Here is a 14,631-nt window from a genome sequence, read left to right as displayed (position 1 = left end):
GCGAGCGCGCGTGTTGCATGCGCCGTGTTCCGCCGATCAGGCTCCCCCGATCGCGGCCCGATAGGCTGCTGACCGGATCGCGGAACGCCGCGCTCGGCGAGCGACCCGCGCTGCCGCCGGTTGGGAGCGACGCAGAATGACAATTCGTGCAGGACTGACAAGTCACGTCTTGGAGCATGCTCTGCGAAGCGGCGAAGCCGTCGATGTCCGAGGTCTCTCTGAGGGAAGCCGGATACTCAGCGCCGATCTCCTGCAGCGCGTGCTGACCGAACCGGGGACACAGCCGTCGCCGTTCGGGCTCACGCTGGTTGGAGCAGTCATTCAGGGCAGCTTCAATTTGGCGAATCGCCGCGTGGCACATCCCGTCCGATTGCACGGCTGTATATTTAGCGACTCGATCACAATCGAAGGCGCGCGCTTCGACGGAGACCTGCACCTTCGTCAGTCCCGTCTATTAGCTCAAAACGGGCATCCATTCGCTCTGTTAGCAGAGGCGGTTGAGGTCGCTGGTTCGCTTCGGCTCGACAACATTTTTGTCCACCGTGGAGCGCTTCTTTTAGGGTATAGTGAGATATCGGGTCAGCTTGCACTCAATGACGCCGCAATCTGGGGAAGTAGTGATGAAGGCGTCGCCGTCGACTTGCAGGGGTCGCGCGTACAGGACGGGTTCTTCATGCGCAAAACCACTTTGGTCGGAGGCGCGCTAAGAATTCAGGAAGCCCATTTTTCTAGGGCCGCCGATTTCAGTGGCAGTTGGATAAATTCGCGGGGAGATGCAACCGCGGCAATTATTGGCGATGGGCTGAAAGTAGACGGGCACTTAGTGGCGTCCGATCTTCGCTCGGAGCACGGCCCGGTCGACCTAACCGGGGTGGAATGTTCTAGGCAAGTTCGCCTAGACAGGATGATTGTTAACGGCCCTGAGGACCAAGCCTTCTCGGTCGCCCTAGATCGGGCAAGGGTGGGAGGCGATCTCGATCTGACCGGCATCCGTGGCATGGGCTCCGTCACCGCCGAGAGCTGCCGCGTAGAGGGCAAGGCTCTATTCAACTCTATAGCGCTTGCTCACGGGTCGATCAGTGTGTCGGGAGGGCGTTTCGCCGGGACACTTGAGGCACAGAAAGTTAGCCTGCCTAAGGGCCACCTCGACGCATCCTATGCGCACGTCGGTCCGACTCTCGCCATCGGTGGAGACTTGCACCAGAATCTTGCAGGCGACAGCGTAGATGCCCGTCACATCGACGTCATCGGACGCGTCGTACTGTCCTCGCTGAAATCCTCTGGCGCCGTGCAGTTCGGCCGAGCAAAAATCGGCGCGCTGCTTCAGGCGGAGGACCTGCATCTCGGCAAAGGCGGGGCGGGCGGGCCGAGCATGGATATGGAACAAGCATCCATCGTGGGCGGAGCATATTTTGGCGCCAGTTGCAATCTAACTGGCCCTCTTCGGGCGCGAAACGCAAGTATTGGCGCGCTGATGCAATTCAGCCCGTGGACGCGGTTCGGGGCGGGTCCGAATGGCGTGGCGATTGAGTGCTCAGGCCTTCGGCTGCAGGGCGATTTTGCGGCTCGGCATATAGTTTGCGAAGGTGGTCTGGTCGCAGACGGCGCACGGTTGGACGGAGATTTTGATCTGCAAGGCGCGACCATTGGGCTCGTTGGATCAGAGTCGAGGCAGGGCATCAGGATCGAAGGCGCGGCCATCGAGGGGAGCATTCTCCTCGCGGCTTGTCGTGTCATTTGGGGTGCACTGAGGCTGACCGCCACCCGTGTCGGTGGCCAGATCAGCGGCGACTCAGAAACCATAATCAAGGCGGCAGACAATAGCGACTTGTCGATCCTATTGAATAGGTGCGTCGTCGGCGGTGGCATCTTCTTCTCGGGCTTGAGAGCCGAAGGGGGGACGTCTGACCTCGGTCACGCCGAGGTCATGGGTCCGATGCACCTAGAGGGGGGCCACTACGGTCGTCTCCTTCTCGACGGTTGCGTGGCTGGGGGGGACGTGCTTCTCAACGAGGTGCGCTGTCTAGAAGGTCTGTCGCTACGTGCAATGCGGGTCGAAGGATCTATAGTTCTGCGGGATGCCAAGATCTGGTCCCGTAACGAGAATGACGACGCTGTAAGCGCGGATCGCTGCCATGTGCAGGGGGACCTCGACTTGTCTGGTCTTCGCACGGCGGGCGAGCGTGTAAGCCTTCGGGAGTCGGTCGTGGTTGGGAGTGTAGCTTTCGTTTCCGTGACGACCGTATGGCGGAGTCCTGCAAAGGAGTCGCTCGACCCTGCGTGGAGGAACTTCGGCACGGGCGATGGCATCGCATTGGGCATGGTTGACTTTCGTCATGGCTCCGCCAAGACGCTCATCTTCGACTCGGAGTTGGCTGCGCCAGGTGGAGCGCCATACGCTATCGACCTTACCGGTGTCTCGACGCAGGACGTGTTCGGCTTCCTGATGCGCGACTGGAACAGTGCGATAAATTTTATCCGGTCGACCCAGCAACCGAACGGCGCGCTTGAGGTGTCCGAGACCTTCGCGCGTCTATTCACATCCGGCGGTCGGCCTGAACAAGCTCGCCGCCTCCTAGAAGTCTCGGAGGCCAGGCGTCGGGGCAGAAGTTTGTGGGCGGTCGTTCTTCGCGTGACGACTGGTTTTGGTCATTACCCGTTTCGGGCGGCACTGCTTACTGTTCTGCTCCTCGCATTGATGTCGGGCGTCGCGTTCGTGGGTCGCAGCCACTTCGTCCCAACAAATGTCATCACTTCGGCGGTGGACGCGGGTGCAGCAGACCCTGTTTTAGTCGCCGGGCAAACTCCGATAGTCAGTTCCGAGCGATGCTCGGATTCTTACCCATGCTTCAACGCGTTCTTTTACGCTGTGGACGCAACTGTCCCGGCCATCGGAGGCCGCCAGGCCGAATATTGGCGCATCGACGACACCACTACGGGGCAACGCTTGCAGCTGATCTTCGGGGTTGCGCGGGCGGTGGTACTTGGTCTGGCGGCTATAGTCGCGGGTGGTGTAGCAGGGCTGCTCAAAAGAGGGTAACTTTCTTGAGCGGCCGGGATGGCCGTACCTAATCCAGTTCGCAGCGAGGAGCCCCCATGTCCGCAGCCAGCCTGCCCGAGGCCACCGGCCAGTTCGGCGAGAAGCCGACGCTGACGTTCCCGGCCGCCGACGCGCCGAGCGAGCTCGAGGTCGTGGTGCTCAGCCGCGGCGACGGCGAGCTCGTCGAGGCCGGTGACGACCTCGAGGTGCACTACCTGGGCCAGTCCTGGAACGGGTCCGTGTTCGACAACTCCTACGACCGCGGCTCCTCCATCAGCTTCCCGATCGGCGTCGGCGCCGTCATCGGCGGCTGGGACGAGGGGCTCGTCGGCCAGCAGGTCGGCAGCCGGGTGCTGCTGTCCATCCCGTCGCACCTCGGCTACGGGGACCGCGGCGTGCCGCAGGCCGGCATCAAGGGCGGCGACACGCTCGTCTTCGTCGTCGACATCGTCGGCACCTCCCGCTGAGCCCGGTCTGCAGCAGCAGCACCGGCTGCAGGCCCGACCGCACGCCCGACCGCACGCCCGACCGCACCCCCGCCCGGCCTGCCGGAGCGGGGGTGCGGCGCGTCCGGGGAGCTGGTCGTCGGACGGCGGTCACCGGGCGTTCACGCAGGTCGTCGGGAACGTCACGCCGACCGCTCTTCCCCCGGGAGAGGGGGTCCCCCTAGCGTGCTCACGGGTCGCGGCGGCATCCGAACGGGTGTAGGCGCGGCGCCGACAGGTGACGTCGTGCCTCCGTCCGGATGACGGGCCGGCATCTGCACGCCAGGGAGGCCGACCGCATGACCGCGACGCTCGAGGGCACCACGACGGGCGCGACGCCCGTCGCGACCGCGACGGGCTCGGTGCCCGACGCCATCGACGCGATCGACGCGACCGAGGCGGCGTGGCGGCTGCCGAGCCCGCCGACCGACGCCGAGCGCACCTGGTACCTGGGCCGGCAGCACCGCTGGCTCCTCGTGCTGCAGAGCGTGTCGTTCCTGCTCATCGCCGTGTCGGCGACGCAGTTCTCCGTCGCGGACCAGCGGCTGCTGCTCTTCCTCGTCCCCCTGTCGCTGTTCGGCGTGACGATGGCGGTCTCCTTCGTCTCCGGCAGCCGGCGCCGCCGCGTGTCGCTGGCCTCGCACGAGGCGCTCGTGCGGTCCTGGTCGCCGGCGGTGGTGCCGTCGGTGGACGTGTTCCTCCCGACGGCGGGGGAGCCGCTCGACGTCCTCGCCAACACCTACCGCCACGTCGCGGCGCTGGTCTGGGACGGCCCGCTGCGGGTCCTCGTGCTCGACGACGCCGCACGGCCGGAGGTCCGCACGCTCGCCGAGGCCCACGGCTTCGAGTACCACGTGCGACCCGACCGCGGCCGGCTGAAGAAGGCCGGCAACCTGCGCTACGGGTACGAGCACAGCGACGGCGACGTCATCGCCGTCCTCGACGCCGACTTCGTGCCGCGGCCGGACTACCTCCACGACCTCGTGCCCTACCTCGACGACGCCCGCGTCGGCATCGTCCAGTCGCCGCAGTTCTTCGACGCCGTCCGCGGCATGGGCTGGCTGCAGCGCTGCGCCGGCGCCACGCAGGAGATGTTCTACCGCTGGATCCAGCCCGCCCGCGACGCCTCCGACGCCGCCATCTGCGTCGGCACCTGCGCGCTGTACCGCCGCTCGGCCCTGCGCGACGCCGGCGGGTTCGCCCAGATCGGCCACTCGGAGGACGTGCACACCGGCATCGGCCTCCTGCGCGCCGGCTACGTCGTGCGGTACGTGCCGGTCGTCGTGTCCAAGGGCCTGTGCCCGGAGGACGTGCGCAGCTTCGTCACCCAGCAGTACCGCTGGTGCACCGGCTCGATGTCCCTGCTCGCCGACCCGGCCTTCCACGACCGCACGCCGCTGTCCCTGCGCCAGCGCCTGTGCTTCTGGGCCGGCTTCCTCTACTACATCTCCACCGGGGTGAACGCGTTCGTCGCGCCGCTGCCGGCGCTCGTCATGCTCTGGGCGTTCCCCGCCTGGATCGAGCCGATGAACTCCGTCTGGCTCCTGGGCGCGGTCGCGCTCTGGCTCGTCGTGAACCCGCTGGTCATGCGCGGGCGCTGGCGCATCGACGTGCTGCGCGTGCAGATCCTGTACTCCTTCGCGCACGCCGTCGCGATCGCGCACGTGCTCAGCGGCCGCACGAAGGAGTGGGTGGCGACCGGCACCGCGGGCGGCGTCGGCCGGCGCACGCCCCTGGCGACGACGATCGTGCGCACCGCCACCCTCACCGTCGCCGTCACGCAGGCGCTGCTCTGGACGGGCCTCGTGCACGGCGTGCTCACCTACGGCCTCGGCCCGCTGTGGGCGATGCTGCTGCTCGCCGCGCTGAGCGCGTACGTCCAGTGGCCGCTCGTCGCTGCGGGCCTCCGCGACGGCGCCGCCCGACGAGCAGCCCCAGCGCTCGCGCCCGCACCCGTCACGGCCCTGACGGCCGCCGGCGCCGAGCCGGTCACGCTCGCCGCGCCGGTCACGCTCGCCGAGCCGGTCACCCCGGCGGTCCCGGCGGCCGCACCCGTCGCGGTGACCCCGTGAGCCCGGCGTGACGCTCGCGCTCGACACCCGCGCCCCCGCCGGCGAGCGCCCGGCCGGCGCCCCCGCGCCCCCCGGCGCGGACGCCGACCCCGCAGGACCGGCGGACCCGACCCCGCACCGCCGCACCCGCCCCGGCTGGCGCACGGACGTCCAGGGCCTGCGCGCGCTGGCGGTGCTCGTCGTCGTGCTCTACCACGCGGGCGTGCCGGGGCTGGAGGGCGGCTACGTCGGCGTCGACGTCTTCTTCGTCATCTCCGGCTTCCTCATCACCGGCCACCTGCTGCGCGACCTCGACGAGCACGGCCGCATCCGGTTCGCGCGGTTCTGGGCGGCCCGCGCCCGCCGCCTGCTGCCGCTGGCGACGCTCGTCGTGGTGACGACGCTCGTCGTCGCCCGGCTGTGGGGCTCGCCGTTCCGCATCGCGTCCATCGCGTGGGACGCGCTGCTGGCCGGGGTCAACGGGCTCAACTACCGGCTGGCCGCGCAGGGCGTGGACTACCAGCACGTCGACGGCCCGGAGTCGCCGCTGCAGCACTTCTGGTCGCTGGCGGTGGAGGAGCAGTTCTACCTCGTGTGGCCGCTGCTGCTGGGGCTGCTCGCGCTCGTGCCGCGCCGCCACCGCCGGCGCGCGGCCGCCGTGGGGCTCGTCCTCGTGGTCGCGGTGTCCCTGCTGGTCTCCGTCCGCACGACGGCGACGAACGCGCCGCTGGCCTACTTCTCCCTGCAGACCCGGGCGTGGGAGCTGGGCGTCGGCGCGCTGCTGGCGGTCGGCGCCGGGCGGGTCGCGCGCCTGCCGGTGGCGGCGGCGCGCGTGCTGGCGTGGGCGGGGCTCGCGGCGGTGCTCGCCGGCGCGCTGCTCTTCGACGCGACGACCCCCTTCCCGGGCTCGGCCGCGCTCGTCCCCGTGCTCGGTGCGGCCGCGGTCATCGCCGCCGGCGGGCACGGCGCCGGCCGCCTCCTCGGCCTGCGCCCCCTGCAGGGCCTGGGCGCCGCCTCCTACGGCTGGTACCTGTGGCACTGGCCGGCGATGGTCCTCGTCCCCACCGTCTACGGCCGGGACCTGCCGTGGTGGGTGCTGCTCGAGCTCGCGGCCGTGACGCTCTGGCTCGCGACGATGACGTACTGGCTGGTCGAGCGCCCGCTGCAGCGCACCCGCTGGCCCGTGCGCCGGTGGCTCGCCACGGGCGGCGCGCTCGTCGCGTCCTCCGTGGCAGCCGCCGGCGTCGCGCTCGTGACGCTGCCGTCCCTCGTCGGGCCCGGGATTCCCGTGGCGCCCCTGCGGCTCGACGAGGCCGCTGCCGGCGGCCTGGCCGCCACGTTGGAGCAGGCCCTGGACACCCGGGCCGTGCCCGCCAACCTCACGCCCACGCTCGCGGAGGCCGTCACCGACCAGCCGGCGTCGACCACCGACGGGTGCCACGCGGACTGGCTCGTCGTCGACCAGCCCGACTGCCGGTACGGCGACCCGGCGGGCTACCGGACGGTCGTGCTCATCGGCGACTCGCACGCCCAGCAGTGGCTGCCGGCGCTGGACCGCAGCGCGCAGGAGCGCGGCTGGCGCCTCGTCGCCTGGACGAAGTCCGCGTGCCCCGTGGCCGAGCTCGACGCGTGGGCCGGACCGCTCGGCCGCGCCTACACCGAGTGCACGACCTGGCGCGACGAGACCCGCGCCCGCGTCGCGGCGCTCGACCCCGACCTCGTCGTCGTCTCCCAGAGCGACGCGGTCGTCGGCGACGACGTCGACAACGACACGTGGTCCGAGCGGACCCTGGCCGGGCTCGCCGCGATCGGCGTCGAGCGTGAGCGCGTCCTCTACGTGCTCGACACCCCCTACCGCGCCCAGTCCGTGCCGGACTGCCTCGGCCGCCACCTCGACGACGCCCGCGCCTGCATCCAGACGGTCAAGGGCTCCACGCCGTTCGGCGACCGCCACGGCGCCCTCGCGCAGGCCCTGGCGACGGGCGGCGTCGCCACCGTCGACCCGACGCCCTGGCTCTGCACCGACGTCGCCTGCCCGCCCGTCGTCGGCGACGTCATGACCTACCGCGACTCCTCGCACGTCACCGCCACCTACAGCGCGCTGCTCGCCCCCGTCCTCGGCGAGGTCGTCGACACCCGCCTGGAGGAGACCGCGTGACCGCCCCCGCCGAGACGCTCACCCCGCCGCTCGCCCGCGCGGCCACCAGCAGGACCGGCCCGGCGCCGACGACCGCTCCCACCCCCGCCACCGCCGGTCGCACCGCCCCCACCCCCGCGGGCACGTGGCGCCGGGACGTGCAGGGGCTGCGCGCCGTCGCGGTGCTGCTCGTCGTGCTCTATCACGCGGGCGTGCCGGGCTTCGCGGGCGGCTACGTCGGCGTCGACGTCTTCTTCGTCGTCTCGGGCTTCCTCATCACCGGTCACCTCCTGCGCGACGTGCGGACGCACGGCCGCGTGCGGTTCGCGCGCTTCTGGACAGGGCGGGTGCGACGGCTGGCGCCGATGGCGACCCTCGTCGTGCTGGTCACGCTCGTCGTCGCGCGCCTGTGGGGGCCGGTGTTCGGCCTGCCGGAGCTCGCCCGGTACGCGGCGCTCGCGGGCGTGCACGTGCTCAACTACGCGCTCGCCGCCGACGGCGTCGACTACGGCCAGGTGGGCAGCCCCGAGTCGCCGCTGCAGCACTACTGGTCCCTCGGCGTGGAGGAGCAGTTCTACGTCCTGTGGCCGCTGCTCGTCGCGGCCTGCGCCCTCCTCGCGACGAGGTCCGCCCGCGCGACGTCGGCACGCCGCACGGTCTTCCCCCTGGCGCTCGGGGTCGTCCTCGCCGCGGTGGTCGTCGCCTCGTTCCTGGCGTCCGTCCGCGCGGTCGGGTCGGGCAGCCCGTTGGCCTACTTCTCCCTCCACACTCGCGCGTGGGAGCTCGGCGTCGGCGGCCTCCTCGCGCTGGGCGCCGGGGCCCTGGCCCGCGCCGGCACCCGCGCCGGGACGTCCGACGGCCGCGTCGCGGCGGCGACCGCGCTCGCGTCGACCGTCCTCGGCTGGGCGGGCCTCGTCGGCGTGGTCGCCGCGGGCGTCACCTACACCGACCGCACGCCCTTCCCGGGCACCGCCGCCCTCCTGCCGGTCCTCGCCACCGCGGCGGTCATCGCCGCCGGCACGGTCGGCGTGCGGGGGACCGGTCCCCGGCTCGCCGTCGAGCGTCTGCTCGCGCTGCGGCCGCTGCAGGGGATCGGGGCCGTGTCCTACGGCTGGTACCTGTGGCACTGGCCGGCCCTCGTCCTCGTGCCGCAGCTCTTCAGCCGCACCCTCGGCTGGACGACGAACCTGCAGCTCGCGGTCCTCACGCTCTGGCTCGCGGTGCTGTCGTACTGGCTCGTCGAGCGTCCGCTGCGCACCCTGCACGTGAGCCCGCGCCGCTGGCTGGCCGCGGGGGCCGCGCTGCTGGCGACGACCCTCGTCGCCGGGCTGGCCGTGCACCTCACCCTGCCCACCGTCGTCGGTCGCGGAGCCGCCGCGCAGGCCGCACCCGTCGCGGCGGCCGACGTCCGGGCCGTCCGCGCGACGATCGCCACCGCGACCGGCGTCACCGACCTGCCCTCCAACCTCACGCCGGCGCTCGCGGTCGCGCGCGGTGACCAGCCGGTCTCGTCGTCCGACGGCTGCCACGCCGCCTACGACCAGGTCGACCAGCCCGCCTGCGTGTACGGCGCCGTCGTGGGCGACCGCACGGTCGTGCTGCTCGGCGACTCCCACGCCCAGCAGTGGCTGCCCGCCCTCGACACCGCCGCCGCCGGCTCGGGCTGGCAGGTCCGCGCGTGGACGAAGGCCGCGTGCCCGGTCGCCGACGTGCCCCTGTTCAACACCGACCTGCGCCGCGACTACACCGAGTGCGACGCGTGGCGGCAGGCCACCGTCGACCGGGTGGTGGCCCTGGCGCCCGACCTCGTCGTCGTCTCCCAGTCCGACACCGTCCCCGGCGACCAGGTCGGCTCCGGCCAGTGGGGCGAGGCGACCGGTCGCACCCTCGCGCGGCTCACCGACGCCGGCCTGCCCGTCGTCCTCCTCCTCGACACCCCGTACCCGGGCATCGACGTCCCCGAGTGCCTGGCGGGGCACCTGGCGGACGTCGGCGCGTGCGCGGTCCCGCGCGAGGACGTCGTGCCCTACGAGCAGCGCCGCGAGGCCGTCGCCGCGGCCGCGGCGGGCCTCGGGGTGCCCACGGTCGACCCCCTCGAGTGGCTCTGCACCGACCGCACCTGCCCCGCGGTGGTCGGCAACCTCCTGGTCTACCGCGACGCCTCGCACATCACGGCGGCGTGGAGCCGGTGGCTCGCGCCGCTGCTCACGCCGCTCGTCCCGCCGTCCGACGAGGCCGTCACCGCCGCCACGGCCCCCTGACGGGGTCACGGCGTGCCGGACGTCCGCCGCTCGTCGCCCCCCGTCCTGCCGTCAGCGGTCCGGCGACCTCCGCACCTCACCCCGACCGGGCGCCGGACGATCGGGAGGGGCGTCCCCGGCGTCCCGACGACGCCGCCCGCAGCCCTCGACGACGGTGGTCCCCCGTGCGCCTCGCCCGACCCGGTCGCCCGGTGCGACGCACCCGACCCCTGGCCGGCCGGTCCCGGCCCGGACGCGGGGGAGTGGCCCTCGCCGCCGCGCTCGTGGCGGCCTCGACGACGCTCGTCGCCCCCGCCGCCGCCGCGACCGGCGCGTCAGCCCGCACGTCGACCGGCACTTCCGTGACGGACGGGTCCGTGGCCGCCCGGCAGGTCACCGTGGAGGTCCGCCCCCGCGCGCAGGACGACGGCACCTTCGCCGTCGACACCGCCACGAGCGCCTACGCCGCCTGGCGCGCCGCGACGGGGGCCGCCAAGGAGCAGCTCGCGCCCCTCGCGCTCACCCCGACCGCGCGCTGGCTCACGCAGAAGGACCCCGCCGTCGCCCGCGCCGACGCCCTCCGCTACACCACCGCCGCCCGCGACGCGGGTCGCACCGCCCTCGTCGTCCTCTACGCCATCCCCGACCGCGACTGCGGGTCCTACTCCGCCGGCGGCACGAGCGCGGAGGCCTACGGCGCGTGGGTGCGCACCGTCGCGACCGGCCTCGTCGGCGACGTGTGGGTGGTCCTCGAGCCGGACGCCCTGGCCATGGTCGACCGCTGCGGCGACGGCGAGACCCGCCTCCGCCTGCTCCGCCAGGCCGCCGCCGACCTCACCGCCGCCGGCGCCCGCGTCTACGTCGACGCCGGCCACGCGCGCTGGATGCCGGCGGCCACGGCCGCCGCCCGCCTGCGCGCGGTCGGCGTCGAGAACCTGGCCGGATTCGCCCTCAACACCTCGAACTTCTACCCGACGGCCGACAACGTCACCTACGGCCGTCGCGTCGTCGAGCTGCTCGGCGGCGGGCACTTCGTCGTCGACACCTCCCGCAACGGCGCCGGCCACAACGGCCAGTGGTGCAACCCGCCGGGCCGCGCGATCGGCGCCCCCACGCAGCGGGTCCCCGACGTCGCCCTCGACGCCCTCCTCTGGATCAAGCACCCGGGCCACTCCGACGGCACCTGCAACGGCGGCCCCCCGGCCGGCACCTGGTGGCCGGACCAGGCCCGCGACCTCGTCGCCACCGCCGCCGGCCGCGACCCGGCCCCCTTCCCCCTGGTCGTCGCCTGCCCCCCTGCCTGACGAGCGCGTCGACCGACCGGCACGGCCCCCGTCCGGTCCCGGCCACGGGTGTTCCGGGCAGGTCGGTCGATCCGGCAGGCTGGGGTGCGTGACGGTCCTGGGATGGCTCCTGCTCGGCAGCGGCGCCGTGGCGTTCGTGACGGCGCTGACGCTGCTGTTCCGGCTCGCCCGTCCCGAGCTGGTGCACGACGAGGACGTCGCCCTCCGCCCACCGCTCTGGGTCACGGCCGGCGTCGGCGTCCTCGGCCTGTGCATGGCCCTCGCCGGCGCGCTCCTCATCTGGTGACGCCGGAGCCGGGACACACGTAGCGGCCTCGAGGTGGCGGTCCGGCCGCTAACCGACGGCGTGCGCTCGTGCGGGTGCCCACGAGCCGTCGAGGTCCGCCTCCTCGTCCCCTGACGCGGCGACGTGGAGCACGCCCGCGACAGGCGGCGGCGCGACGAGCGTCGGCCTGACATGGCTCCGCTGGTGGCCGACGATCCGTCCGTCGGGTGCGCGGAACTCGTACCGGGCCGGTTGCAGCTCGGTCGCCCTCACGCGTCCTGACCGTGGTCGCCTGTGGGGGTTGACGAGTCGTCGGATGGTCAGGTCGGCGCGGTGCACCTCGTGGTGGTGCCGTCCGCAGAGGACGACGCCGTTGTCGACGCTGGTCTCCCCGTCGTCGCGAGCCCACCAGCGGATGTGGTGGACCTCGGACCAGCGGGCCGGTGTCTCGCACCCGGGGAACGCGCACCCCTGGTCGCGCAGGATGACCGCGCGGCGCTGGTGCCCGGTGAACAGCCGCTCCTCGCGCCCCAGGTCGGTGGGCTGCCCGTCCGGCCCGATCACCAGGGCGGCGGTGCCCACGTCGCACAGCGTCCGTGCGACCGCGGTGGCGGCGAGCACGTGGCCGTCCTCGTCGACCACGGGCGTGCGCCCGGTCAGCGCCGCGCCGAGGACGTCCACGTCGGGCAGGTCCTCGGTGCAGGCGACCGCGGAAGCCGACCCACCACCAACAGAGGCGGCGTGGGTGTCGGTGCTGGCGCCGGCCGAGGCGTGCTCGTCGCCCTTCGGGACGCAGTCGACGTCGAGGCGCGCGGTCTCGTGCTCGCACAGGGCGTCGACGATCGACGTGTACGTGTCCAGGTCCGTCACCAGGGTCAGGTGCGGGCGTACCGACGCACCGGTCACCCCGCCCTTCTTCTCCGCCAGCGCGCCCCGCGCGAGGGCTTCGAGGGCGTCGGCCTGCGCCTGCCCGGGGGTGCGGTCCTCGCCCGGGATCTGCCGGGTCAGCTCCAACGCCCGCCGCAGCGCCACCCCCGCCGAGGGGTCCAGGCATCCCTGGATCCGCGTGCCCATCTCGGTGTCGCTCAGGTGCAGGTGCCGGCCCCGCCGCTGGGCCTCGAACCGGGACTCCACCGCGGGCGGGTCGATCTCGGCGGCCTTCTGCCGCACCTTGGTGCGGAACGTGCCAGGGTCGACCCGCCCGGCCAGATCGGTCAGCTCGGCCTGGACCAGAGGCGACCCGAACTCGTTCCGCACCTTGGCCGAGGATTCGGCCAGCACCCCGGCCAGCGCGTCCAGGTGCGCCTCGGACCGCGACCCCGCCGCCACCGCCTCCGCGAAGGAGGACACCACCTCCACGGCCTCGGCCTGCCGCACCTGTCGGCGCGCCTCGGGCAGCCCGACCCCGTCACGCCCGGCGATGCCCTCCGCCGGGCCCTTGTCCCCGTCGCGCGGCACGCGCAGCCTGGAGTCCGCGGCGATCCACGCCGACCGCGCCCCCGCCACCGCACCGGACACCGCCTGGAACAGCGAGAGCACGTGCGCCCGCTGCGGGCCGCTCAACGCCCCCGCCTGACCGGCTTGCGCACTCACCGCACCCAGGGCGGCACGCACCGCCTCGAAGGACGACAGCAGGTCTTGATACACGAGCGGGCACCTCCCTCAGCGGCGGCGGTAGAACTCTTGTACTAGAGCCTAGAGGGATGCGTGCTCCGACCGCGATGCCACGATCGGGTGTTCTCGCAGGTCACCCGACAGAAAGAGAAGTGCCGACAGTGCGCACGCCTGCTCCGGGACAGCGTGCCGCAGCCCACCGACACGCCCGCTTCTCCAGCAGCCACCGCTGGCCGGCTCTCGTTGTGGACACGCCCAACACGAAGGCCGACGAGTCACCAGGAGCGACGGACGGGCCGCGCGATCACCGGATCGTCGCGAGCGACACCTCCGCGCTACCGGCCGCCGCCACGCGCCCGGCACCGCGCCGCACCCGCAGCACCGCGGGCACCGCCACGTGCTCCGGCAGCCGGAACAGCCACCCCGCACCGCATCGCCGCAGGCCGCGCCCGGCGGACAGCGACGCCAGCACCGCCCCCGCCGTCACCAGCACCGCGAGCGCCAGCCCGGCAGCCACCGATCCTCCGGACACCACCTGACCCAGCCACGGACCCGCCGCGTGCAGCACGACCCCGACGACCAGCCCGTGCACGAGGTACACGTCGAGGGTCCGCGTCCCGAAGGCCTGCAGCCGCCCGCCCGCGCGCGTCCGCGCCGCCGCCACCGCGAGCGCCACGCCGCCGGCGACCGCCAGCACGGAGACGCCCAGCCGCACGCCCGGCACCTCGTCGAGCGCGAGGTCGGAGTCCCGCACGAGGTCCGCCAGCACCAGCGCACCCCCGCCGAGGACCGCCCCCACCGCGGCCGCCACCACCGTGCCGCGGGCGTCGAGTGCGGCGGCGGCCCGCCGCACGCCCTCGGACAGGTCCGCCCCCACCAGGAAGAACACCGCGTAGGTCGCCATCGACCGCCACGCGTACGACTCCACCTCCACCACGCCGCTACCCACCACCGCGGACAGCCCCGCCGCCAGCGCCAGCCGCACCCCCGCCGGCACCCGCCGCAGCGCCCGCGCCACCACCGTGAACAGCGCCAGCGCGTACACGAACCACAGCGCCGACGCCGGCTGCACCAGCTGCGCCGCCACCACGCCCACCGGCGGCCACGCCGCCACGCCGACCCCGTGCGCCAGCAGCGAGAACACCACGTACCGCACGAGCACCCACACGACGTAGATCCACAGCAGCGGCGCCACCCGCCGCCGCAGCAGCCGGCCCCAGGGCCCCGCCAGCGCCCGCCCGACGAACAGCCCCGACGCCAGGAAGAACAACGGCATCCGCACGGTGCCGAGCAGCCGGCTCGTCTCGACGAGCACCGCCGGCGCCAGCCCGAGCGCGACGAGCTGCGCCAGCACGTGGTGCAGCACGACGAGCACCACCGACGCACCCTTCGCCACGTCGACCCATCCGACGCGCGCGCCACCTCCGGCAGTCACGGCCGGAATCATCCCAGGTGCCGGCGCCGCCACGGGCCCGGTCCGGCGGCGAGGGACGGT

At 72.9% G+C, this 14,631-nt stretch carries 9 protein-coding genes; 7 read left to right on the top strand and 2 right to left on the bottom strand.

The window, feature by feature from the left end:
• Window positions 1–259 precede the first annotated feature (259 nt).
• The 7 genes from BM048_RS17720 (at window position 260) to BM048_RS05750 (ending at window position 11,543) form a co-directional block, all read left to right on the top strand.
• Window positions 260–3,040: a hypothetical protein gene (locus BM048_RS17720; protein WP_139224320.1), complete on the top strand. Its 2,781-nt coding sequence runs from the start codon at window positions 260–262 to the stop codon at window positions 3,038–3,040.
• Window positions 3,041–3,096: 56 nt separating this feature from the next.
• Entirely contained in the window at window positions 3,097–3,507 is a 411-nt protein-coding gene (locus BM048_RS05775; RefSeq protein WP_090031458.1) for an FKBP-type peptidyl-prolyl cis-trans isomerase, read from the top strand.
• Between the two features lie 317 nt (window positions 3,508–3,824).
• Window positions 3,825–5,597: a glycosyltransferase family 2 protein gene (locus BM048_RS05770; protein WP_175499338.1), complete on the top strand. Its 1,773-nt coding sequence runs from the start codon at window positions 3,825–3,827 to the stop codon at window positions 5,595–5,597.
• A 7-nt stretch (window positions 5,598–5,604) separates the two neighbouring features.
• A complete protein-coding gene (locus BM048_RS18420) occupies window positions 5,605–7,734 on the top strand; it encodes an acyltransferase family protein (RefSeq protein ID WP_090031455.1) in 2,130 nt (709 codons plus the stop codon).
• On the top strand, window positions 7,731–9,974 hold the full coding sequence (locus BM048_RS18415) for an acyltransferase family protein (RefSeq protein WP_090031453.1): 2,244 nt from the start codon (window positions 7,731–7,733) through the stop codon (window positions 9,972–9,974). The genes BM048_RS18420 and BM048_RS18415 overlap by 4 nt, the downstream gene beginning before the upstream one ends.
• A gap of 242 nt (window positions 9,975–10,216) precedes the next feature.
• Window positions 10,217–11,257: a glycoside hydrolase family 6 protein gene (locus tag BM048_RS05755; RefSeq protein ID WP_175499336.1), complete on the top strand. Its 1,041-nt coding sequence runs from the start codon at window positions 10,217–10,219 to the stop codon at window positions 11,255–11,257.
• Window positions 11,258–11,345: 88 nt separating this feature from the next.
• Entirely contained in the window at window positions 11,346–11,543 is a 198-nt protein-coding gene (locus BM048_RS05750; RefSeq protein ID WP_090031450.1) for a hypothetical protein, read from the top strand.
• Window positions 11,544–11,591: 48 nt separating this feature from the next.
• Here BM048_RS05750 and BM048_RS05745 read toward each other — a convergent pair whose 3' ends face one another.
• Window positions 11,592–13,169, bottom strand: a complete 1,578-nt coding sequence (locus BM048_RS05745) for an HNH endonuclease signature motif containing protein (protein ID WP_090031448.1) — start codon at window positions 13,167–13,169, stop codon at window positions 11,592–11,594.
• 271 nt (window positions 13,170–13,440) lie between these two features.
• Entirely contained in the window at window positions 13,441–14,571 is a 1,131-nt protein-coding gene (locus BM048_RS05740; protein ID WP_175499334.1) for an acyltransferase family protein, read from the bottom strand.
• Window positions 14,572–14,631 lie beyond the last annotated feature (60 nt).

The sequence above is a fragment of the Cellulomonas marina genome, assembly GCF_900111925.1.
In the GTDB taxonomy this organism is placed as follows: Bacteria; Actinomycetota; Actinomycetes; order Actinomycetales; family Cellulomonadaceae; genus Cellulomonas; species Cellulomonas marina.
This window is presented reverse-complemented; position numbering and strand designations above follow the sequence as displayed.

Excerpts from the sequence above, each read along its gene's own strand:
- BM048_RS05775 (WP_090031458.1), top strand. The coding sequence starts at position 3,097 with ATGTCCGCAGCCAGCCTGCCCGAGGCCACCGGCCAGTTCGGCGAGAAG.
- BM048_RS05770 (WP_175499338.1), top strand. The coding sequence starts at position 3,825 with ATGACCGCGACGCTCGAGGGCACCACGACGGGCGCGACGCCCGTCGCG.